We start from the raw sequence: 21,821 nt of genomic DNA, 5'->3' as shown, positions 1-21,821 counted from the left end.
AGTGCACGACCTGTCGGAACGGGTGATGAGCGCGTCCAACGCCTCGATCATCGGTTCCGAAGAGCAAAGCATGCGCACCAACAGCGTGGCTGCAGCGATCAACGAACTGGGCGCCGCCACCCAGGAAATCGCCCGCAACGCCGCCGATGCTTCGCAGCACGCCAGCGGTGCCAGCGAACAGGCCAACGACGGCCGCCAGGTAGTGGAAGAAACCATCTCGGCGATGACTGCGCTGTCACAGAAGATCAGCGAATCCTGCGAGCAGATCGAAACCCTCAACGCCAGCACCGACGACATCGGGCAGATCCTCGATGTGATCAAAGGTATCTCCCAGCAGACCAACCTGCTGGCCCTGAACGCCGCCATCGAGGCCGCCCGTGCCGGGGAAGCAGGGCGCGGTTTTGCGGTGGTCGCCGACGAAGTGCGCAACCTGGCGCACCGGACTCAGGAGTCGGCCGAAGAGATCCACAAGATGATCACCACCCTGCAGGTCGGTTCACGCGAGGCGGTGCACAACATGAACGCCAGCCAGGTGTCGAGCGAGGAAAGCGTGATGGTCGCCAACCAGGCCGGTGAACGCCTGAGCAGCGTCACCCAGCGTATCGGCGAGATCGACGGCATGAACCAGTCGGTGGCGGCGGCGACCGAGGAACAGACCGCCGTGGTCGAAAGCCTGAACCTGGACATCACCCAGATCAACGTGCTGAACCAGCAAGGCGTGGCCAACCTCAATGACACCCTGCGTCATTGCGATGCCCTGGCCCAACAGGCCGGTCGTTTGAAACAACTGGTCGACAGCTTCAAGATCTGACCCGCTGGCCTGGCGAGGGCGCAATGCCCTCGCCAGGTGCCTGTTACTACACCACCACGGCGCGCTTGACCCTGCCCATCCGCACCCAGCCGATCAGCACCGCCAGCATCACCACAAAGCCCAGGTAACCGAACAATGGATAGACCTGGCCGACCAGGCTGATAAAGCCGATCAGGCTGCAGATAAACGCCGCCACGCCCGTCACCACAGCGCCCAGGCGAAAGCTGCGGGTACCCGCCGGCAGCAGCCGCGCCAGAAACGAATAGTGCATGCCCACTGCGGTGTTGACGATCATGCCGAAGATGATCACGCACATGATCACACCCAGTGCCGGGGAGATTTCGCTGGCAATCGACAGCATCGGCATCGGTAAGTCAGCCACGGTATCCAGGCGTGAGAGCAAGCCTGCGCTCATCACCAGCATCAGGCCACCAAGCCCCGCCCCACCGAGGATGCCACCCCAGATCGCAGTCTTCTCCAGACGTGCCGAACCGCCGAGGATCGCCAGCATCGGCGCCCCGGCCACAACGTTGTACGACACATACAGGAAGGCCCCGAGCAACCAGTGGCTGGCACCCGCTTCCTGCTGGCTGGCGACCTGGTCCAGGGCGGTGAAACTCAGGTCGCGGGTGAACACCGCATACAACGCGATCGCCGTAGCCGCCAGGATCAGGAAAGGCGTGACGGCACCGATCAACACGATGACTTTCTGAATATCCAGACAGACTACCGCCACCACCAACAGGGTCACCAGCACGCTGCCGGTGAGTGCCGGGATACCGAACTGCTGTTCGAGCAAGGCACCGCCGCCGGCGAGCATCACCACCGTCACCCCGAACATGAAGAAGGTGATCAACAGATCGACAAACAGACCCAGGTAGCGTCCGCAGATGGCATACACCACATCCTTGTGCGAAGCGGCCTGCAGACGGTTGCCCAGACCTGCCAGGGCCATGCCGAGAAAGGTGAAGAGCGCCGCACTGACCAGGGTGCCGAGCAGTCCCCAGAGGCCAAAGTTGACAAAGAACAGCAGTAACTCCCGCCCTGAGGCGAAACCTGCACCCACGATAACGCCGATAAAGGCGCCTGCAATTTTCAGCTGCTCTTTCATCTCGAACCCTCTGGCATCTATGGCCCTGGTCAGGCCTTGTTGTTTTTTCCAGTACCACGCAGGCGTGTGCGAACTCAGTCGTGACCGATCCAGGCCTGTACTTCGATCTCCACATCCACGCCCAGGGCAAGGCCGGCGCTCACTGTCGAGCGCACTGGATAACCGTTGGCGAAGAAGGTTTTGTAAACCTCGTTGAAGCCGGCGAAATGCGCCATGTCGGACAGCCACACCGTGGCTTTGACCACCTGTTCGAACCCTGCGCCGCACTCGGCCAGGGTTTCGCCGATACGCTCAAGCGTGGCCTGGGTCTGGGTCTGGATGTCACCGCGCACCACTTCGCCTGTGGCAGTCATCGGCACCTGGCCGGAGAGAAACAAGAAGCCCCCGACCTTGACCGCCTTGGAAAACGGGAACGGCAGGTGGCTGGGAATACGCTGGATAGTCGAGCTCATGGCAATGTCCTTTGAGGGATTAACGAAAACGCGCCGGTGACAAGCGTTGCGGCTCGACACCTTCGCGCTGCAAGGAAGCGGGAAGTGCTTGATCCAGCAGCAGCGCACAGGCCAGCTGCGAAACACCGGCCGCCGACTGGATGCCATAGCCGCCCTGGGCAGCCAGCCAGAAAAACGCCGGATTGTGCGGATCGCGGCCAATGACCAGATCGCCATCGGCGACGAATGAACGCAGCCCGGCCCAGGTATGACTGGGGCGACGGATCGTCAGCGTGGTCAGGGCTTCAATGTTGTAGATGCCGGTAGCCACATCCAGCTCTTCAGGCATCACATCCTGAGCTTCGACCGGATCGGCATTGGCCGGTGAGCCGAGCAACTGCCCGGCATCGGGTTTGAAATAGAAACTCTCATCCACCCCGATCACCGCTGGCCACTGTGCAAACGCCTGGTCTTGTGGCCCTTCAAAGGTAAAGGCACTGCGCCGGCATGGCTGCAGGCCAACGGGTTGTACACCGCACATTGTCGCAATCCGATCCGCCCAGGCCCCTGCCGCGTTGACCAACTGACGAGCCTGGACCAGGCTGCCGTCGGCCAGGTGCAGATGCCAGAGACCTTCGGCAAAGGCCCCCTCAACCAGCTCGGCATTGCAGCGCAGCTCGCCGCCGGCCTGACGAAAGCCACGCAGGAAGCCCTGGTGCAGAGCGTGTACATCAAGGTCCATGGCCCCCGGCTCATGAAACGCGCCTGCAATAGCTTCGCCCTTCAGGCTCGGCACCATCGCCACCGCAGCCTCGGGATCGAGCAGGCGCACTTCGGTGCCATTGGCCAGGTTCTGCGCATAACTGCTGGCGAGCAGCGCCTGTTGCTCAAGATTGGCGACATACAGACAGCCTCGCGGCTCCAGCAACCGATGCTCACAGAACCCTGCCGGAGGCGATTGGTAAAAAGCCCGGCTGGCCCGAGTCAACGCCTGGATCTGTGGGGTGCCATAAGCCTCCATGAACATTGCCGCCGAACGCCCGGTGGAGTGGTAGCCGGGTTGCGATTCACGCTCCAGCAAGAGCACGCTTTGCTGCTCTGCCAGCCGGTATCCCAGGGAAGCACCCGCAATACCGGCGCCAATGATCACGCTGTCGAATATCTGCGTCATAACCTTGCCATTGCCTGATGAGGGAATCAGAAATTATCACTTATGAGAATTCTAATATATGAGAATTTCAGAATACGCAAGCGGCCACGGTAAGATGCCTGTCCGTGATACCTGACCGAGATTCTTGATGAGTGACCGCTCCCCTGTTGCCGACCGCCCTGGCGCGCAGCCCCCGATCGACCGCACCGAAGTCGGCGCCCGCCTGCGGACTGTGCGCAAGAGCCAGCAACTGACTCTCAAGCAGTTGTCGGAACGCTCCGGGGTACCGGTCTCAACCTTGTCGAAAATGGAGTTGGCGCAGGTATCGGTGAGTTACGAAAAACTTGCCGCAGCGGCGCGAGCGCTGAATGTCGACATCGCTCAGTTGTTTCGCTCGGCGGAGATGGGAGATGCCCCGGCGTCGACCACCGTGGTGGTCCATTCGCTGCCTTCTGCACCGGGTTATAGCACCGGAACCTATGACTACCACCTGATTGCCGGCGAGTTTCCCGAACGGCTGATGACACCGATGTATGCACGGATCATTGCGCGTGAGCGGCAGCAGTTCGACGAATTCATTCGCCACCCAGGTCAGGAGTTTGCCCTGGTGCTCAGTGGCCGGGTAAGAATTGAGTTCGAAACCGGTGAGGCAGTGAGTATCGGTGCGCAGGAAACCGCTTATTTCAACAGCAATGTTGGCCACATCTACCTGTCGGAAAGTGAAGATGGGGGTGATGCACAGGTGATGGTGGTGATGACGGATCGGTGATGGGCTCACGCAAGGTTGTGCGCCTCCACTCCAAGCAAGAGCGCAGCGAATTGTGCTTTTGATCTTGATCTGCTTTTGATCTTGATCCACCCGCCCCGTTAACCAGTAGGGCTGAGTGGAGGTGACGTGAAGGGGCTAGCGCGTAGCGCCTTCGGCGTTAGCCGAAGTTGCGAAGCGTAGAGTTGCTTGCAACTCGTAGCTCGCAATGCCCCGTAGCGGCACCGGAGCGAAGGGACCCGAAGCGCAGCGTAGGGCCCCTGGTGGGGCGAGAATTTTTTGCTTACTTTTTTTTTCGACTGAAAAAAAGTAAGCCGCCGTAAAGGCGGAAAGGTGAATCAGCGCCACCACCGCCAATGGATATGCTCAAAAAGCTCGGAGCAAGCGAAGGTCTCATCGCGGGGCAAGCCCGCTCCCACCGGGCTAGCCCAGCAACACCCCAGTTATAACCTAATAACGAACTAGTCTATTTCGCTATAAAAAAACCTTTATGCTGGCTGCCATCCGATCACGGGCACGTTGGGCGTTTAGGTAAATTATGGATGTAGGTTCATTCGGCTTCACCATTGCAGGCCTCATCGTAGGTTTCATCGTCGGCATGACCGGCGTCGGCGGCGGTTCATTGATGACCCCGATCCTGCTTTGGTTCGGCATCAGCCCGGCCACCGCAGTGGGCACTGACCTGCTGTACGCCGCCATTACCAAAGCCAGCGGCGTCTGGGTCCACAGCAAGAACAGAAACATCGACTGGAAAATCACCGGCTGGCTGACCCTGGGCAGCGTCCCTGCCGCTGCTGCAACCCTGTGGTTCCTCAGCACCCTGGACACTGACACCCAGGCTGCCAACGCTGTGATCAAGCAAGGCCTGGCCGTCGTCTTGGTACTCACCGCCCTGGCCATCCTGTTCAAAAGCAAACTGCAAGCATTCGCCAGCAAACACGCGGGCGACCGCTATCACCTGAGCGGTACCAGCCTCAACCTGCTGACCGTGATCACCGGCGTCATGGTCTCGCTGACCTCCATCGGCGCTGGCGCCCTGGGTACTGTAGCCCTGTTCCTGCTCTACCCCTACCTCGTCACCCGCCGCCTGGTCGGCACCGAGATCGCACACGCAGTGCCCTTGACCCTGGTCGCCGGCCTGGGCCACGCCAGCATGGGCAATATGGACTGGTCGCTGCTGGGTTACCTGCTGTTGGGTTCGCTGCCGGGCATCTACCTGGGCAGCCACCTGACCGGGCGCATTTCCGACAGCGTCCTGCGTCCGTGCCTGGCTGGCATGCTGCTGATGATCGGTTACAAACTGGCGTTCTGAAGCCCCGCCGCCAATGCTCAGCGGTACCTCAGCCGGGGTCAATGTGCCCGTCAGCGCCGTCAGCCTGCTGCCACTCCAGCGTGGCACCAACGATGGATTGATGCTATTTTCCTGCCAGCCCCTGTCCACAATTCCTTCAGCCACTTGATCCGTGGCCATGGGCTGCTGTGCCGCCCTTATTCAACAAGGAGGCAGCCTTTAAAGGGCCCAAAAGTTTCAGAATTAATACCGCGCAGGACATTATAAATATGGCATTGATTAGGATGAGCACGCGAGATGTCAATTGATGTACCGATAGAGACCAAGGCCCAACGCTTAGGGAACATGATCAATAGCTACGTATTGCCGATAGGCTGGCTGGTCATTCTCACGGGGATGTTCTGGGTTGGGGAACGAGCGATGTATCACAAGCTCTTTTACATTTTCCTGGCCGTCCCCACCCTCCTGGCGTTGATCCTGCAGCCGCGATTACTCAAACCCCTTACCAGCAACCCGCTGTTTCTGGCCTTCCTGGCCTTCAGTGCGTACACCCTCCTGAGCATTGCCTGGTCCGATACGGAAAACTCAACGGGCAGCTTGGTCAAACGACCGTTGTACATCGCAATGCTGCTGTTCTCTGCGGGCATCATCGCTCTGCGCACCCCAGCGCAACTGGACAAGTGCACGCGCCTGGCGGCTATCTTCGCCGCATTGGCGGCGGGCCTGTCGCTGATCTACTTCATGCTCTTCAAGCTGCCCGACGCTGATAACCGTTTAAGCGGTTACGGCGCGCTCTACAACCCCTTGCTCACCGCTCATGTATTCGGCGCATTCGCCGCATTCTGGCTGGGATCATGGTTCCAGGCACGTAACGCGTTGAGCCCACTGCCGATTATCTGCCTGGCGGTACTGGGCGTAGCGATCATCGCAACCGGCTCACGGACACCATTGGTGGGACTGACGGCCGCCCTGGGGTGGCTGATGATCGTCGGCGACCGCCGACGCAGCTTGATTGCCATAGGGGTGGCAGCACTTGGCATCATCAGTCTTGTGCTGATTCATCCCGAAGCCATTACCCAACGCGGCGTATCCTACCGTCCCGCCATCTGGATGGAGTCATTGCGCCAGATCAGTGAGTATCCATGGCTGGGGCATGGCTTCGACTCCCCCATGACGGTGATCATTCCAGGCATGGCCGACACCTTCGCCGATCCGCATAACATCGAATTGGGCGTGTTGTACGCAGGCGGCATCTTGGGATTGGCATTGTGGTTGACGCTCTACGGCCTGGCGATGTACTTCAGTTGGGTCTACCGCAAGCACCCTGCTGTCACGCTCGCGGCGACCTGGCTTATCTTCGGCTTTGCTTCGGGCCTGACTGAAGGAAGTGCCTTCATGTCACGCCCCAAAGAGCATTGGTTCCTGATCTGGATACCGCTGGCTCTGGTCTACGGCCAATCGCTGATCTACTGGGCGCGTAGCCGAACAGTCAAGAGCTGATCAGCCTCCAGATACCGCGCAAGGTTTTCTTGTTCCAGTACTTGACCGGGATTTCCGCCAGGATTTCCCGAGTCAGTGCCTTGTCACGGTTGGCGTACTTAAGCACCATGGAGTTCCGGAAGTTCATGCAGACCTTCTCGTACTGCGGATGGTCACGGAACACCGCGTACGTTTTCAGCACGTTATCCACCATGAACCGGCCATTCTTGAAGGTGTTGGTAGGATGATCACGGTATTGCGCCAGCACCTCGCCAAGCACGTCGATGAAGTAGCCGGCACGAGCAATCGCTAACTCGATATAGACATCTTCCAGCCGAATGTTCGCATTAAAGCCACCGACTTTATCCAGGGCTTCGCGTCGCAGCATCAACGTCGCGGCCATTGGACCAGGTTTGCGATCGAGAAAAAGATCGTCAAAATCCAGGCGGCGAAAGGGCAAATTACGCTTACGCTGCTCGCGCGGGCCCATTACCCGACCATCTTGGTCAATGGTTTCGATATTGGCCGAACAAATACCCACTTCAGGTTTGCCCTTCATGTACTCCACTTGCGTGGCGATACGATGAGCAACCATGATGTCGTCGGAGCCGAACGGGACAATTAACTCGCCCCGTGCACGCTCAATCGCATCATTAAGCGTAGCCGCCAGGCCCTTGTTGGCCTGAAAGCGTAAATCGAAACCATGCTTTTCCTGGAGCTGCTTCAGAATCGCCGGGCTCTCATCCGTTGAACCATCGTCGATGACGAGCAACTCAATGTTGGAATAGGTTTGGTTGATGACGCTATTTACGCTTTTTTCTATATAGCGAGCGTGATTGTAAGAGGCGATGATTACTGTCACCAACGGTGTATCAGAAACATCGTGACGTTGAGCAGACATAAAAAAACCCTAAATTAAATCCGTGCTGCATTAGTATTTTTCAGCTTACGTTTGCGAATGTCGCGCTCAAGCTCACAAGCCTCGATTAATAGCCGAAGGTGCGGGTGAAATGCCACTTATCCTATCATTAGTTGCATCGGTAATCTCAGTGTAGAGCCATCAGTCTAAATGAAGGCGCCCTCGAACGATACGGGCTTGCTTGGAATCTACTGCTCGCCATCAGGAATCAAGGCATGCGGGACACCCAGGTGTTGTCGCGGGAGCGGCACGAGAACGGATCGCCCCAGTACATAACTGCCAGGGCCGTTGTCTTACGGTCGCACGTACGGCTTTCCTGATAAACTACGACGCCCTTTTGCATGATGCGAATGTGTGCGGCATACGCCGCCTTCGAGAATATGCAAATGTAGTGACGATGATAGAAAGTAGCAAATGAGAACAATTTAGATGCAAGCGAAACAAGCAGAAAACCTGGTAAACCCAATGAATCCGGTAGTCAGGAGGTTTTCTGTTGCGCCGATGATGGATCGGATCGATTTTTAATAAATCACCAGCATTTGCTAGGGAAAAATGGCGCTTTAAGTTTTACTGTAGCAAAATTTAAGCAGGGTAGGCGGGATGACCACTCCGTTGGTCATTTGTTTTGGCGGGATTCCAGTGCCACTCCGGACTGGCACTAGGGGTGTTTCTCACGGCTTCCGGATGCCGTCCACTACCGCTTCGCAGGTGAGGCCTTTTATTCGACTTCGCTCAAGCGCCTCCGCGAGGCTTCCCGCCATTCGGTCAGACTCTTCAAGCAATCCCCCGAGCACCACGATGGCAGGCTCTCTTGCCTGGCGCTGCTGGGTAGTGATGGCACTGCAGGTTGCTGATCGGCCATTCCGCAGTCGGTCGATTTCGTCGCGCATGCCGACAGCCCGAGACTCAGCAGTAACAGCCCTGCCTTCAAGATCCATGATGCGCTCATCTGCTCTCCTGCCCTCTTCGTCCGCCACAGTTTGGCGGCGCTGCTCTTCTGTTCTTGCCTTGGCCGTGGCGCGCAGGTCGCGCTCGGAGACTTCCAAGCGGAAGTCGGCCAGTTCTTGGCGTGCATTGGCGGCATCGAGCTTGCTCGCTCCCACTCGAATTTGCTGGCCTCCAGCGACAACTAGCAGGGCCAGAGCCCACCAGCACCAGGCAGGTACCCGCGTCAGCCAGTTCACACCGCCTCCAGAAACAGCACGCGCTCAGCCTCCCGGCGACGCACCAGGCCGGGCAGCACCTTACCGCCCGCCTTGTTCCAGCGCGGAAACTGCTCGGCAGCACCGGCATAATCACCACGATTGAGCAGGCGCAGCAGCGTCGACGACTCCAGGTTGCCCGCGCCTAGGTTGTAGGTGAAGCTGACCAGGGCGTCCCACTGATTGCCGGTCAGCGGGACCTGCACCAGCCGCTCGACTTCCGGCTCAAAGCGCTGCACGTCGTTGAGCAGCATCCGTTCAGCCTGCTCTTTGGTGACCGACATGCCCGGCTTTACCCCGCGAGTGGCGCCGTAGCCGATGGTCCAGACGCCGACGGCGTCCCGATAGGCCAGCAGGCGCAGGCCTTCGAAGGACTTGATGAGGCTCAGACCTCGTTGCGATGTCCGCATTCACTTTTCTCCAGGCAAAAAAATACCGCCAAGTGGCGGCCGGTGCTTTCGGTATGGGTCAGGCCGGCGGCGCGGGCCAGTCAATTTCAGTGGGGTATCCTGCTTGCTGAGGAATCTCGCCCAGGTCGATGCGATAGTTCTTCCAGGCGCGCAGCAGGTCCTGCTTTGCCTGGTCGGCGCGGCCCAGCTCCACCGCGTCTTGCAGTGGCGCGATGGCCATGTCGGCCGCCGCCCGGCGCTGCGCTGCCTCTGTGACCACGGCAGCCAGCAGCCGCCCGGTGGCAGCCTGCTCTTTCATCTCGCGAGTGATGACCTGCGACCAGTCGATAACACCTGCGGCTGACTGCGGAACGGTGGACGGCTCAATGCCTGGCAATCGAACCGGGCCGTCGGCGGGGCTGACAATATCGACGGGGAAGCGTGCAGATTCTGGCGCGCCGTCGTGGCACGGCAACGTGAGCGTGAGGACCAGCCTCCCATCAATGCGCTCGACTGGCTTACTGATCCAATCGGACCGTACGGCTTCAGCGGGCAGCGTGGCGCCATTCTCCAGCCTGCTGAAATCGAACTGGGTGCCGTTTAAGGTGATTGCTTCGCCCTGCTTTGAGACAACCAGGGTCGCGTCTGGCGACAGCGGAGAAACCGGGGAAAGCTTGATAAGCATAAAGTGCTCCTTAGGCCGTCAGGCAGTGGGGTTTAACTGGACGCATTTTTCAGGCCGTCCGGCTTGGAAGCGGAGGCCATCAGAACCACCGCCCTACCGCTGTAAGTTGCACCTGGTACATACCAGATGCCTGCGTACCGTTCGGGTCAACCACGGTGAACGCCCATGAAGTGGCCGAGACCGCAGCGGAAGCGATGTAGGTCACCCGATTGAGCAGAAAGGCCGCACCAGACATCGTCGGCGGGCTGGCAAACTGTGCGGGGAATGCCCAGGACCCGGCAGCGATGAAGTTGTTGCCGTATTGTGAAGTGAGGTTGTAACCGACCGTGCCTGACCAGGTGCAGATCATCGTGCCGTCTGCAAACTTTACGAACTCACCATTGGCGTTCGACCCACGCTGGATAATTGCCCCGGCAGGAACGCCGCCAGACTGACTCACTGGCCCGAGGATGTTTCTATTGCTGTAGGAGTAGTGCCAGGGACCGATTACGCCAGCCCCATTCGTTGTTCGCCAGTACATAGTCGACGGGGAATCGCCCCACAGTATGTCCGCGCTTCGGCCGCCAGGCTCCCGCTGCAGGTGGAGGCCTACATACGTAGACGTCGTAGGAGAACCAGGATCGTTGTATGTCCGCACAACGCTCCCGAACGTGGCGTTGTTGATAAGCGAGTCCTGCTGCGCCCCTCCCCCCCAGCCAAAATCTCCAACGCGCGTTACCCTGCCAGGGGTGGTGTCTGTAGATGACGTGGTAAGGGCTGCAAATGCGGCCGTACCCAAGCCCGCTAACGTGCTGCCCCAGTCGTTGACGATCTGGCGCAGGCGGTCCGCTGACTCCTTCACGTAGCCCTGCATTGGCGCCAGGCCGTAGGATCCACCGGAGACAGTAGCCCCTTGGTAGGCCGGAAGAATACTGAGCACCGTGGCACTCGTGATGTTGGTTACTTCGTACCAGCGGCCATCAGGCCCTTGAAACGCATCGCCCACTCGGGAGTTTGCAGAAAAGTCGGTGCCGGTACCGGTCACCGTGTTTTGGCCAGCCGTGATAGCGACCTTGCCTTGCCTGTACCAGGGCATGAATTGTTCCTTCAGAGAGGTTTCATTGGGCGCGAGGCGAACAGGGTTCGGCCATTTGCGGTCAGCGGATTGATGCCTGAGCCGTTGTCGCAGTACATCTGCAGAATCGACCGGTTACCCGGAAGGAAACCGCCGAAGTTCGCACGAATGGGCTGGGTGGTCTGAATGATGTTTGTGCAAGAGAACAGTGCGTTGGCCAGCACGTAGTCGTCATAGCTTCCGGTCCACACCATCTGCTGGCTGGGTGCGTAATAGCCAGTGCCTGTAATGGGGTTGCCAGTACTGACAAAAGCGTTGGCTGCCGGCTGGCTGTTCAACAGCGCCAGGTTGGCCGTGGTCACGAACGTCCGATTGCCAGCGGCATCCCTGACGGAGGCGCCGTACTGCCCTGCTGGCGTGCTTGGAGCCTGGTAACTCGCACAGTACCAGCGGATGTTCATGTAACTATCTGCCGCACTTCCATGTGCGCTTTTACTTGACCATTGCTTTAGCCTGAAGCCAGTCCAGTTTCCCGGTCTTCCCTTCACATAAAAATTGCCAACCATCATGTAATCGTCCGCATTGAGGAAGATCAACGGACGTTCATGCGTGGTTATTGGACTCGGAAAAGTTACATCAGCCCACTGAATTAGTTGGGCTTGCATGCCCGGACGCCAATAGACACCTAACTGAAACGCGCCGTTGTAATGAACGGTGAGCACTTTGTTGACCGCATCGATCTGGGTCCGCACGTTGTTGTTGGAGGTCCGAATGCCGTATGAGCCAGGCGCGGAGAACGGCTCGCCACCCTGCGACAGAATCATCACCTGCCAGGTGAGGTTCTGCGGCTGCCGAAGCTGCAATTGCCCGGTCGAATACCAGGCTTGCGGGGAAAACGTGTATTCCCCGCGGTCCTCCAGCGTGTCAACGACCACGAACGACTGGGCCTGGATCTCGGGTACCGCGATGTACTGGTCAAAGCTGCCATTGCCGGTGACCGTCATCATCTTCAGCGAGCGAATCGGGGTGATCGATGTGTCAATTGTCACCAAGCCAGACGCATCCCTGGTGCGTAGCCCGTATTGAGCCGCCATCAGGTCATCCTCCCCAGTGCGGCGCGTTCGATGTAGTTCAGGTCGTAGACATACAGGCCGTAGTTATTCAGCAGGATCGAACCGTCTGCAGTTTGACCGCGGAGCGTCAGTGTTCCGGCTGGCACGTTGATCTCCAGCAATGGCAACCCTTGCGAGTTCACGGCCTGCGAGCGCAACGTCATACCCAGAATGATCTCCTGGATAAAGGCCTTGGAAATAAACGCCTGGTTGATGAACACCTGACCGTTCTGCACCACAAAGGGTGACGACAGCGAGTCATTGATGCCGTTGACCACTGCGAACCGATCGGCGCTCACCAGGAACTGGCTCTGCAACCCGGCCGGGCCGTTCTCGATACCCAGGCCAATGCCTGCGGCGACGTACTGCCCTTGCGAGTTCAGCTCCATCTTCACAGCCCACATCGTCCGCGCTTTGCCGTCGGCGGTAGCCTGGGCCTCACTGACAACCTGAACGGCGGCCGAGGTCTGGCCAATAGACGCTTGCAGCGTTTCCGTCTTGCGGGAGATTGCCTCGTCGCGGGAAGCGCTTGCCTTCACTTCCGCAGCGAAGGCTGCAGTCGAACCCCATTGCTGTAGTGCGCCGGCCAAGTCGCCCTCAGCATCATCATCGCGGGATGAAGCTCGCAGGGCCTGGAGGTTTTCGGCTGTAGCCGTGACCTTGCCGTCCACCTCGGTGATCTTCGTGGTATTGATGTTCACCTGCTGGGCCAGGCCGTTGGCCGACTCAACTGATTGACCAACATCGGTCCAGAGCGTTGGATTGGGCGGTGCATTGCCACCTCCAGGGGCGGCCGCGATATCCTGTCGAGCCTGGTAGATCCGCTCGTCAACGATGGTCATCTGGCCCTTGGTATAGGGCTGCTTTGGGTTGTAGACCTTCAGCCCATCGAGGGCGTCGATCTGATCCTGCAGGCCGTCAATCTTCTCGATCAGATCCTGGCCCAGTTCGGTTTCTCCGATCTGCCCGGCAATCATGCCGAGAATCGGCGAAGCATCCGTGCTGGAGATCCCTCGCACCGCGTTCGGTGCCACCGGAAAGAACGGCCCAATGTTGCCGGTACGGTCCACCAGGCGCGCCCAGAAGAAGAACGACACACCACCGGCCAGGCCCTGCAGCTTGTAGTCACTCTGCGGATAGGCCAGGTCGGTCAGCTTTGTCGCAGCCTGGAGGCTGTTGCTCGGGCTGTACCAGATCTCGGTCCGTTGCGTGTCCGTAGCGCCAGCAGGGAAGCCCCACTTCAAGCCGATGGCGAAGAGTTCACTGGTGGCCGTCAGGTGGGTAACCGCAGGCGGTAGCGTGGTCTTGCCCGACACATCCGTCAGCATCGAGGTCGTCGGCATCGATGCGACATCCGTCGCACTGACAGCGCGCACCCTGGCCAGGTACTGTCCGGCATACACGCCGCGAACGTCGGCTGACAGCTCGCCAGTGCGCGGAAGCTTGATCCAATCCCGGGCGCCCCAGCGCCATTCCACGTCATACGCCACTGCGCCGGGTGCGGCGTCCCAGCCGATGGTCATCGTGGTGACAGCGATACCTTGGTCGACGGAGTTGTGGCTGGTGATCATCACCCGAGCCGGGGCGTCCTGCACGCCTGGTGGAAGAACGCTGATCGGGCGGTCGTCGATGATGGTGCCGTAGTCGATGGAATCGAACTTGCTCGGCTCATGCTGGATCAGCTCCAGCTGGAATTGATGCCACTCCGGTCGGGTGACGTTGCGGACGTAAAACTGCATCAGCTTCAGGTCGTCATAGTCCAGTGCCCAGCCGCATTCGGCCTCCGGCACCTCGCTGTAATCAGCCATAACCGTGATATTCCGACCCGAGACTGAGCGAACCTGCCGCGCCTCGGCCTTCCCGCTGGGTAGGTTGAGTTGCAGGCGTGCACCGGTCGGCACCTCGACATCGCGATCCAGGGTAATAACACGCCCAGCAACCGCAGCAATGCGCCCGCCATTGGCCCGGCCTGCCAGCATCGAGTCAGCGACCGAGATCACCTTCCCCGGCTTCGGGATGTATCCATCCAGGCCGACGCGCATGGTCGCACCGCGTAGCTGCAGCTGCTCAGTCAGCAGCGCCCATTGGCCAGCGCGCTGCGCTTGACCGCGAGACGTACAACCTACGGCCTCGACCGAAACCTCGCGCACGCCATAGTCGGCCATGGCCTCCTCGTCGAAGACCGGCTCTTTATCGGTCTCAAATCCCTGGTCGGGATCATCGAACGAAACCATGGCCAGGCTGTGACGGTCACGCCACTTGCTGCCGGAATACTTGATAGCTCCGTCGCCGAGGATCTGCGCGCCGCTGTAGGTGTAAGCCGAGTCCTGCGGCATGTCGGCGTTGACAACGATCTGGCTGCCGTCCCAGTAGGCCAGGCCGTGGAAGATCGCTGCCAAGTCCTGCAGCACCGCCCAGCCCTCAGCCTGCTTCTGCAGGTAGAGGTTGCAGGTGAAGCGTGGCTCTTGACCGCCCTTCCCGTCCGGCACCAGCTGGTCGCAGTGCTGCGCGATACGGTACAGCGCCCAGCGGTTGATCATGCTGGCATCGATGCGCTCGCCAAGGCCGTAGTACGGGTGCAGCGCCAGGTCGTAGAAGACCCATGCCGGGTTGTTGGTGTAGGCCTCTTTGAAGGTACCGTCCCAAACACCGTTGCTGGTACCCGGGCCGGCGGTCGCATAGGTGCGGGTGACTGGGTCATAGTTCATCGGCACGCGCACGATGCGCCCGCGCATCAAGGCAGCCACTTTGGCGATATCGCCGCCGAACTGCTGGGCGTCGTACTCCAGACAGCCGACCGCCGTAAGCGGATATTCCTGATCGCTGTCGACGACCTCGGCGATGGCTTCGACCACCATGCCATCCGACACCAGAGAACTGTTGGCCTCTGGTGTCAGGCGCCGCGCGCGGATAGACCAGCGACTGCCGGCTGGCAGCTCGATGCGGTGAGAGCGTTCATACTTGGTGATGTTCTTGCGATTGACCTCAGACGCCAGCACCTGCAGATAAGGGCCACCGTCGGTGGAAATATCTACCGCGTACTGAATGCGCACGCCGTTGATGTTGCCGCCACTGTCCTGGGCCTGCAGCTGCGGCCAGCTGAAACGCAAGCGCACCGCGTCGGCCATGTCGCGGCTGACCGTGTAAACCCAAGGCGCTGTGCTCTTGAGTTCCTGTCCAACATCAATCTCGTTGCTGGACTCACTGACGCCCTGTAATCGCTCCTGATTCAGTTCGCCAGAACGGAACTGCCATTTGACGCCCGGATAGTTGAGTGTGCCGTCCTCGGCCATGATTGGCGTACCGTCGAGCTTGATCGAGCGCAGGTCGCTCACTGGTCCGACAATAGGCCCCCAGCTCCACAGATAGACCACGCGCGCAGTAGCGATCGACGGCACGCTGTTCGAGGCAATACTGGGCTGCTTCTGCTTCTTCGCCCCGCCCTTGCTACCAACAACCTGACGCCGCTTTCGACCTGTAGTCCGCCGCGGCTTGCGCTTCACTGCTGCGCCCATGCACCCCTCCAGAAACGAAAAAACCCGCCGAAGCGGGTCAGGTATCGCCGGCTGCTACAGCCGGTCTTGCGTGTAAATGCCGCCTGATTCGACGGCACCGCCAATCTCGCGCTCGCCGTACAGCACCGGGTATGGGTTGCCCTGAGCGATGGTGGTCACTGCCGACCCGAAGCCGTAGCTTGGGTTGTTGCCGTCCTCGTTGCGGTCGAGGCTGCCGGTCTTGGCGGTAGGCGAAAGCATCTGCACCACACCGCCAAGGGCCATGCCCGCACCACCGGCCATCAGAGCCATACCCACCGGGGCGGAAAACCCGCCGAACACACCAGCCACGATCAGCACGGCGCCGAGCACGGTTTGGAACAGGCCGGCCTGCTTGCTGCCCTGAATGATCGGCGCGATGCGAATTACACCGTTGTCGTCGCCCAATAGGTCGAGTTCCTGGTTCTCCAAGTTGCGCGTGTCGGAAAACACGGCAAACACCAGCCCCCGCTCCTCCGCCGTGACCATGAACTTCTCGAAGCCCGGCACCATGGCGCACAACGCAGTGATGGCGTCACGCACGCTGTGCACGTCCAGGGTGTACTCGCGGCCAAAATGCTTACGTGCCACCCCGTAAAGCCTGATAGTCCGCTTCATGAGCGATAGTCCTTGTGGCGCAGCACCAGCCGGCAACGGTTGGCCATAGACCAGCCGTAGATGTCACGGGAGGAAGAACGGCCGGCCATGTGGTGATAGATGAACGGACCGAAACCACCCAACGCCGGCGCATCCTCACTGATCAACGTTGGCTCATCGCCCAGGTAGATGGCGGCGTGGTTCGGGTGGTAGCACGGCCTGCCCGGAGACGGAACCATGAACACCAGCATGTCACCGCGTTTAGGCGTGTCGACCTGGTAGAAGCCGGCGCCAGCAAAGTTGTCCTCATAGAGGCTCGGACTATCAGGATCTTCCCACCACAGGTCCTGGCGCTCGAAGTTCGGCAGTTGCAGGCCGGCCTCACGGGCATACCAATCGCGGCAGGCGCCCCAGCAATCCAGCAGGCCGTGGGCAAATTCGCGGCCCAGCAGCGGCGCCTGGTAGCCGGAGGGCTTGAACCACTCCATGTCGCCACCTGGCCAGCAGACGATACCCCAGGGCACTTCGTGTAATTCACAGCTGACTCGGTCGGCCATGCTCGGGGATGGCGCTGCGTCCGGGTGGCTGTGGATGATCGCCAGCAGTTCGCCGCGATCCTCGGCCTGGGCCAGGTCTTCATGGTGCAGTTCGAAGTGGTCACGCGGCGTCCTGGCAAGGTTCCGGCACGGAACATACTCTCGACCCGAGTCAGTCTTGATCAGCACCCCGCAGGCTTCAGCCGGGTGCTCGCGCTCCGCATGCTCGCGGATGGCGGCCTGCAGCTGTTGATTGATGCGCATCGGTTACCTCGAACTGGCAATAAGACTGGCACCCATGGAGCCGCCGAAGCGCCGGGTATTGCCCCGCGCCTTGCAGCTTTTCCAGCGACCACCGCAGCGATCGAGCGCTGGGTTGTCGGTGGGCTCATCCTTCTTGGTGAACATGGCCGACCCGGTGTAGGCGCAGGCCTCCTGGCGGTACTGCCCGCGGCAGGCCCAGCGGCACAGCTTGGTAATTTGCTGGCTGGGCAGCATCTGGCCGCCCAGATCCAGCGGACTGGAGAGCTGGAACGTCACCTGCTCGCGGTCTTCGTCGGTCTTCTGCTCGATGTACCAGAGGTTTTCCTTGGCCTGGTTGGAGGCGCTTGGGTTGCCGCCGGGGAAGTTGGCCGCATCCAGGAAGTGCCGGAAGGTTTCGATAACCCTCACCTTCGCGCCGGCCAAGTCCTTCAGGTGCAGGCACAGCGCAGTTACCGCGCCACGCACACCGTCGATCTCGTTGGCCAACTGCAGCGTTGGGGTGGCCGGGCGACCATCACCCCGAATATCGAAGCCCTTGGCGGTGAGCTGTTGCGGTGAGTACAGGTTGCCCTGCCAGATGATGTCGCCTTCCTGAGCGTGGCCGTGGAAGCGCATCAGGTTGCCACCCAGGCGCGTAGCGTCTACCTCGAACAGCCGGATCTGGTTGCCCGGCTCGAGCTTTTGGATGTCGGTATTGAAATTCATGGGGCCTCAGAAAGAAGAAACCCCACACGCGGTGGGGTCAGTAGGGGGTGAATCGCTGCTCGAAACTCCAGTTGATCGTGACCAGCTTGGGGTTACCTCTGGTCCTGAGCTTGTAACCATTGGCCCGGTACCGCCCTTGCACACCGCCAGGGGGCGTCCAGAAGAAGGTCTTGTAGCCTTCGTGCCGGTCGAGAAAATCGCGAATTGCCAGAGCCTCCTCGCCCGCCTCCAGCATCCCGGTGTGGGATGCGCTCCAGGACTGCGACTTCGTATTGATGCCGGTACCGCCTGATTGCACATACCCATCGCCGAATTCGTTTTCCCAGGTGCGCTGGCGGACATCGCCGTCGATCTCGGCCTCCACGTCGAAGCTGAAGGTTTCCGTCATTACCGTCTCCAGAAAATCCCGCCCTGCTGCGTTTCTCGCTCCATCACATCCATAATTTGACGCTCCAGTGCCTGAGAGACTGCTTCGCCGGTTCGCTGAGCGTCATTGGCGCTCGCGCCTGGCTGGGCTTCCACTGTGACCGGTGCATTGATGATGATCGGCCGCATGCCTGAAGACTCGCCCGCAGCGACGCCAGCCGCCCCCGAGCTGCCCGCCATGCCAATACGGCCATCACTCAGTGCCTCAAGGCGACCAACACCAATGCGAGCCGTGGCCTCGGCATCGAACACGTACTCACCGCGGTGCACCGGGCCGGCCACTTCATCGCGGCGACCGTGCCCCGTGTAACCACCATCCATAAAGCCAGCGCCAGCCATGGCTGAAGCGGTGGAAACCCCTGCGACCATCGGTGCTGTGGCGGCCGCAGCAGCAGCCGCAGCAGCAGGCGCCAATGCCGGACCGGTAAGGGGGATGGCTGCCGTAGACGCATAGGCGGCCAACTGAGCCTGGAACGACATTGCCTGTGCGTTGGCCACCATGCCCAGACTGGCTACCGATTGGGTGCTCTTTCCCACAACTGCTTGCACGGCACCGTAAATCAGCCACTGAGCCGCCATATCCATGAGAGCGCCAACCATTGACTTGGCCATCCCCGCAGCAGCATCCGCCACTGCGTCCCCTGCGTCTTTCGACTCAGTGATGATGTCGGTAAAGGCGCCGCCCAGCTCGCTGGTTGCAGAGCCCAGGGTGCCGCTCACGAAGTCTGCCGCCTGGGCCGCGTAGTTCTGGGCGTAGTCAGCGTAATCCTGCCAGGCGTCCTTTGCGCCGTTCAGCCAGTTGGCCTCGGCTTCATCGACTCGCTCGTAATAGAACTGCTGAGCAAGAAGCCGCTGGTTATAGGCATCCTGCAGGGCCTGAGTTTCACTAGCGTAAAGCTCGGTGCTGATTTGACCGGTATTGCGCTGTTCATTGAGCGTGGCCACATCAGCAGCGTACTTCTGCCGAACAGCCAGATCGGCACGCATCCGGTCACGGGCCTTTTCGCCCATTCCGATACCGGCGAGCTCCTGGGAGTAGCCGTCAACATCCGTCTTGGTGCCAACGGCCAGGGCTGCCTTGAAGGACTCCAGTTTCAGCGCGTCTTCGTTGGCCTTTTTCAACTTGTTCAACGAGTCGAGCTCTGCCGCCATGCCCAGAAGACGCCTCTTCTGCGCCTCCGTGAGCTTGCCAAGCTTCCCTTCCTGCAGCTCGAAAGACAGCTTGGCTACCTCCGTGGCGTCCTTCTGCTTGTCGCCAGTGGTGTTGATCAGTTCGATCTGGCGCTTGTATCCCTCCTCGGTAGACTCGAAGTCCTTGAGCTGCTTCTTGGCAGCAGACTCGCCTTCGGACGAGTTCTTGCGCCCAGCCTTGGCTGCAGCATCATCGGCTTTCTTCTGCGAGTCACGAGCAGCGGCAGCCGATCGGATCGCGGCGGCCATATCGTCGGTGAGGTCAGCATTCTCCTTGATGAATCGATTGGCGGCCGCGAGGAACGTCTTGTCCTTGGATGCAGCGAGCTGCTTGAGCTGTTGATCCAGATATTTTTGGCCGGCAGCGGCTGCCTCTGCAGCCCTGGCCGCGTTGCGCCCCATAGCGTCTGAATGCTGGTCTGTCTGCTCCGTGAGCCTTGCAAGAATGTCGCGTTGATGCTCAAGCTCGGCGCTGAAATCTGTAACCGGGCCTTGGCTCTTTTCAACAGTGCGGGCCATCGTTTCGGTCACGCTGGGGAATTGGCGGAGCTGGTCAGCTACTGCCTTCCAGTCAACCTTTACCCCATCTGCCTGGTTAGCTGAAGCCTGCCTGACAAGCTCTAATGCTTTCTGAGCGTCATCTGGCAGAGGTACCAAGCCAGCCATTAACCCGTCAGCACCAGCAGCCCCCATGCTTCTCATGTCAGCTTCGAACTGGTCAGCAATCGCTCCGGACATCTGGCGTAGCTGATCCTGCATGTCCTCCACTTTGGAAGTGAGCTCGCGCAGAGTTACCGACTGTGTAGCGCGATTGAGTTTGTTGAATCGCTCGGCGAGCTTGTCAACGGGATCGGCAAGATCGCCAAGCTTCTTTTCCAGATCGCTGGTGTTGTCTCTAAGCGCTAGGAACGCTGTAGCAGCGCCAACTGCAAGGGCGATGATCCCCACGGGGCCGCCGAGCACCCCCATCAGACTGAAGCTTGCACGACTCGCCACCTCCTGCGCAGCGCCGGCCGCAGCTGTTGCGCGCGCCTCCGCCATCCTGGCCTCGGCCAGCTGCAGCGACATCTGAGTCTGCACTGCCGTTCCGCGCGCCGCGATCGCCTCTTTCTCGGCAAGAAATACCGTTGTCTGCGCCTTCTGTTGCTCCGCCTGAGCAGCGAGCAACACGGCGGCAGCTTGGGCCTTCCTTGCTGATGCATCCTTGAGTGCAGAGTATGCGGACCCTACTGCTGCCGCTCCGTACTTGGCCAGCGCAGCAGTGGCTGCGGCCAGCGCGATGTCAGCGAGGTTTCCAAAGTTATCGCCCAGTAACGAAATTCCACTGGCGAGCTTCCCGGTGAAGTCGGTGGCTTCGTTGGCTTGGCCGATGTAGACCGAGAATGCATTACTCAGGTTCTGCAAGGCATCCCGCACCGCTACGCCCATGCTGTCGGCAAGCTTGCCATTGGCCTCTGCTGACTTCTGTAGGCCGTCCGTGAGCACGTCCAGACTGAGCTTGCCCTGCGCTCCGAGAGAGCGGATCTCTTCTGCGCTCTTGCCTGTCGCCTTGGATAGGGTGCCCACTACAGTGGGCATTGCCGCCAGGATCGACTGCCATCCATCCGCCTCGACTTTTCCGGTCTGCAGGGCTTTGGAGTAAGCATCGATTGCCGAGGACGCCTTGTCGGCACTGGCTGAGTTGGTCACCAGCAGGAAACTGAAGCTGTCCATGACATCCAGCGCCTGGCCGGTGCTTTTCCCCATGGACTTCAGGCTGTCAGCGGTCCTGATGAAAAGCTCTTGCGCTTCGCTCAGCGGTCGATAGGTGCGCTTAGCCGTTTCGAGTAGGCGCTCCTGAACCAGGTTGTACTCGCCGAAGCTACCGGTGGCGAGCCCAATCCGGTCAGACATCTGCGAATAGGAGTCAGCCGCCTCAATAACTGACTTGACGGAGATCGCTCCAGCGGCCAACCCCATAGCACTCCTGATCAGTGCGCCCGCGCTCTTGGCGCTTTCGCCGACACGGTCAAAGCCATCATCGATCTGCGCAAGGGAGCGATCAATCTTCATGGCGCCTTGCGCTACTGTGGAGTCGGCGCGAGCGATTTCCGAGCGCAACTGGGCCGTGGTTGCCTCAATTCGGACCAGCATTCCCTGGATATCAGTATCGGCCATGGTTTCTCCAGA

The 21,821-nt window shown here is 60.0% G+C and carries 19 protein-coding genes; 4 read left to right on the top strand and 15 right to left on the bottom strand.

Annotated features, from left to right (window positions below):
- Positions 1 to 25 precede the first annotated feature (25 nt).
- Positions 26 to 811 (top strand): methyl-accepting chemotaxis protein, encoded by a 786-nt coding sequence (locus PSAKL28_RS28505; RefSeq protein ID WP_371261995.1) that lies wholly within the window; start codon positions 26 to 28, stop codon positions 809 to 811.
- 46 nt (positions 812 to 857) lie between these two features.
- Here the strand turns inward: PSAKL28_RS28505 and PSAKL28_RS08875 are convergent, their stop codons facing one another.
- The 3 genes from PSAKL28_RS08875 to PSAKL28_RS08865 form a co-directional block, all read right to left on the bottom strand.
- Complete coding sequence (locus tag PSAKL28_RS08875; protein ID WP_038609096.1) at positions 858 to 1,922, bottom strand: YkvI family membrane protein; 1,065 nt, start codon at positions 1,920 to 1,922, stop codon at positions 858 to 860.
- A 74-nt stretch (positions 1,923 to 1,996) separates the two neighbouring features.
- Positions 1,997 to 2,374 (bottom strand): RidA family protein, encoded by a 378-nt coding sequence (locus tag PSAKL28_RS08870; protein WP_038609093.1) that lies wholly within the window; start codon positions 2,372 to 2,374, stop codon positions 1,997 to 1,999.
- 19 nt (positions 2,375 to 2,393) lie between these two features.
- A complete protein-coding gene (locus tag PSAKL28_RS08865; RefSeq protein WP_038609090.1) occupies positions 2,394 to 3,524 on the bottom strand; it encodes an NAD(P)/FAD-dependent oxidoreductase in 1,131 nt (376 codons plus the stop codon).
- Positions 3,525 to 3,651: 127 nt separating this feature from the next.
- Between PSAKL28_RS08865 and PSAKL28_RS08860 the strand changes: the two genes are divergently transcribed.
- From PSAKL28_RS08860 to PSAKL28_RS08850, 3 genes are all read left to right on the top strand, one after another.
- Positions 3,652 to 4,272, top strand: coding sequence for a helix-turn-helix domain-containing protein (locus tag PSAKL28_RS08860; protein WP_038609087.1), 621 nt, complete (start codon positions 3,652 to 3,654; stop codon positions 4,270 to 4,272).
- Positions 4,273 to 4,807: 535 nt separating this feature from the next.
- Positions 4,808 to 5,581: a sulfite exporter TauE/SafE family protein gene (locus PSAKL28_RS08855; RefSeq protein WP_038609084.1), complete on the top strand. Its 774-nt coding sequence runs from the start codon at positions 4,808 to 4,810 to the stop codon at positions 5,579 to 5,581.
- A 276-nt stretch (positions 5,582 to 5,857) separates the two neighbouring features.
- Entirely contained in the window at positions 5,858 to 7,060 is a 1,203-nt protein-coding gene (locus PSAKL28_RS08850; protein ID WP_051939223.1) for an O-antigen ligase family protein, read from the top strand.
- On the opposite strand, the gene PSAKL28_RS08845 is transcribed toward PSAKL28_RS08850, so the two are convergent.
- The 12 genes from PSAKL28_RS08845 to PSAKL28_RS08785 form a co-directional block, all read right to left on the bottom strand.
- Entirely contained in the window at positions 7,050 to 7,940 is an 891-nt protein-coding gene (locus PSAKL28_RS08845) for a glycosyltransferase family 2 protein (protein WP_038609081.1), read from the bottom strand. The two genes, PSAKL28_RS08850 and PSAKL28_RS08845, sit on opposite strands and share 11 nt — an antisense overlap.
- 689 nt (positions 7,941 to 8,629) lie before the next feature.
- Positions 8,630 to 9,142, bottom strand: a complete 513-nt coding sequence (locus PSAKL28_RS08840; RefSeq protein WP_038609078.1) for a DUF2514 family protein — start codon at positions 9,140 to 9,142, stop codon at positions 8,630 to 8,632.
- Positions 9,139 to 9,570, bottom strand: coding sequence for a lysozyme (locus tag PSAKL28_RS08835; protein ID WP_038609076.1), 432 nt, complete (start codon positions 9,568 to 9,570; stop codon positions 9,139 to 9,141). Before PSAKL28_RS08835 ends, PSAKL28_RS08840 begins: the two co-directional genes overlap by 4 nt.
- 58 nt (positions 9,571 to 9,628) lie before the next feature.
- Positions 9,629 to 10,234, bottom strand: a complete 606-nt coding sequence (locus tag PSAKL28_RS28090; RefSeq protein ID WP_075226469.1) for a tail fiber assembly protein — start codon at positions 10,232 to 10,234, stop codon at positions 9,629 to 9,631.
- A gap of 79 nt (positions 10,235 to 10,313) precedes the next feature.
- Positions 10,314 to 11,309 (bottom strand): hypothetical protein, encoded by a 996-nt coding sequence (locus PSAKL28_RS27970; RefSeq protein WP_051939221.1) that lies wholly within the window; start codon positions 11,307 to 11,309, stop codon positions 10,314 to 10,316.
- 11 nt (positions 11,310 to 11,320) lie between these two features.
- Complete coding sequence (locus tag PSAKL28_RS08815) at positions 11,321 to 12,382, bottom strand: hypothetical protein (protein WP_038609073.1); 1,062 nt, start codon at positions 12,380 to 12,382, stop codon at positions 11,321 to 11,323.
- On the bottom strand, positions 12,382 to 15,915 hold the full coding sequence (locus tag PSAKL28_RS08810) for a TipJ family phage tail tip protein (protein ID WP_038609071.1): 3,534 nt from the start codon (positions 15,913 to 15,915) through the stop codon (positions 12,382 to 12,384). The genes PSAKL28_RS08815 and PSAKL28_RS08810 overlap by 1 nt, the downstream gene beginning before the upstream one ends.
- Before the next feature lie 54 nt (positions 15,916 to 15,969).
- Entirely contained in the window at positions 15,970 to 16,551 is a 582-nt protein-coding gene (locus PSAKL28_RS08805) for a tail assembly protein (RefSeq protein WP_038609068.1), read from the bottom strand.
- A complete protein-coding gene (locus PSAKL28_RS08800; protein WP_038609065.1) occupies positions 16,548 to 17,330 on the bottom strand; it encodes a C40 family peptidase in 783 nt (260 codons plus the stop codon). Before PSAKL28_RS08800 ends, PSAKL28_RS08805 begins: the two co-directional genes overlap by 4 nt.
- A gap of 3 nt (positions 17,331 to 17,333) precedes the next feature.
- Complete coding sequence (locus PSAKL28_RS08795; RefSeq protein ID WP_038609061.1) at positions 17,334 to 18,035, bottom strand: phage minor tail protein L; 702 nt, start codon at positions 18,033 to 18,035, stop codon at positions 17,334 to 17,336.
- 37 nt (positions 18,036 to 18,072) lie between these two features.
- Positions 18,073 to 18,423, bottom strand: coding sequence for a phage tail protein (locus tag PSAKL28_RS08790; protein ID WP_038609058.1), 351 nt, complete (start codon positions 18,421 to 18,423; stop codon positions 18,073 to 18,075).
- On the bottom strand, positions 18,423 to 21,809 hold the full coding sequence (locus tag PSAKL28_RS08785) for a tape measure protein (RefSeq protein WP_038616359.1): 3,387 nt from the start codon (positions 21,807 to 21,809) through the stop codon (positions 18,423 to 18,425). Before PSAKL28_RS08785 ends, PSAKL28_RS08790 begins: the two co-directional genes overlap by 1 nt.
- Positions 21,810 to 21,821 lie beyond the last annotated feature (12 nt).

It is taken from the genome of Pseudomonas alkylphenolica, from assembly GCF_000746525.1.
Taxonomy (GTDB): Bacteria; Pseudomonadota; Gammaproteobacteria; order Pseudomonadales; family Pseudomonadaceae; genus Aquipseudomonas; species Aquipseudomonas alkylphenolica.
This window is presented reverse-complemented; position numbering and strand designations above follow the sequence as displayed.

Coding starts and splice junctions, on each gene's coding strand:
- PSAKL28_RS28505 (WP_371261995.1), top strand. CDS start 26: ATGAGCGCGTCCAACGCCTCGATCATCGGTTCCGAAGAGCAAAGCATG.
- PSAKL28_RS08875 (WP_038609096.1), bottom strand. CDS start 1,922: ATGAAAGAGCAGCTGAAAATTGCAGGCGCCTTTATCGGCGTTATCGTG.
- PSAKL28_RS08870 (WP_038609093.1), bottom strand. CDS start 2,374: ATGAGCTCGACTATCCAGCGTATTCCCAGCCACCTGCCGTTCCCGTTT.
- PSAKL28_RS08865 (WP_038609090.1), bottom strand. CDS start 3,524: ATGACGCAGATATTCGACAGCGTGATCATTGGCGCCGGTATTGCGGGT.
- PSAKL28_RS08860 (WP_038609087.1), top strand. CDS start 3,652: ATGAGTGACCGCTCCCCTGTTGCCGACCGCCCTGGCGCGCAGCCCCCG.
- PSAKL28_RS08855 (WP_038609084.1), top strand. CDS start 4,808: ATGGATGTAGGTTCATTCGGCTTCACCATTGCAGGCCTCATCGTAGGT.
- PSAKL28_RS08850 (WP_051939223.1), top strand. CDS start 5,858: ATGTCAATTGATGTACCGATAGAGACCAAGGCCCAACGCTTAGGGAAC.
- PSAKL28_RS08845 (WP_038609081.1), bottom strand. CDS start 7,940: ATGTCTGCTCAACGTCACGATGTTTCTGATACACCGTTGGTGACAGTA.
- PSAKL28_RS08835 (WP_038609076.1), bottom strand. CDS start 9,570: ATGCGGACATCGCAACGAGGTCTGAGCCTCATCAAGTCCTTCGAAGGC.
- PSAKL28_RS28090 (WP_075226469.1), bottom strand. CDS start 10,234: ATGCTTATCAAGCTTTCCCCGGTTTCTCCGCTGTCGCCAGACGCGACC.
- PSAKL28_RS27970 (WP_051939221.1), bottom strand. CDS start 11,309: ATGCCCTGGTACAGGCAAGGCAAGGTCGCTATCACGGCTGGCCAAAAC.
- PSAKL28_RS08815 (WP_038609073.1), bottom strand. CDS start 12,382: ATGGCGGCTCAATACGGGCTACGCACCAGGGATGCGTCTGGCTTGGTG.
- PSAKL28_RS08810 (WP_038609071.1), bottom strand. CDS start 15,915: ATGGGCGCAGCAGTGAAGCGCAAGCCGCGGCGGACTACAGGTCGAAAG.
- PSAKL28_RS08805 (WP_038609068.1), bottom strand. CDS start 16,551: ATGAAGCGGACTATCAGGCTTTACGGGGTGGCACGTAAGCATTTTGGC.
- PSAKL28_RS08800 (WP_038609065.1), bottom strand. CDS start 17,330: ATGCGCATCAATCAACAGCTGCAGGCCGCCATCCGCGAGCATGCGGAG.
- PSAKL28_RS08795 (WP_038609061.1), bottom strand. CDS start 18,035: ATGAATTTCAATACCGACATCCAAAAGCTCGAGCCGGGCAACCAGATC.
- PSAKL28_RS08790 (WP_038609058.1), bottom strand. CDS start 18,423: ATGACGGAAACCTTCAGCTTCGACGTGGAGGCCGAGATCGACGGCGAT.
- PSAKL28_RS08785 (WP_038616359.1), bottom strand. CDS start 21,809: ATGGCCGATACTGATATCCAGGGAATGCTGGTCCGAATTGAGGCAACC.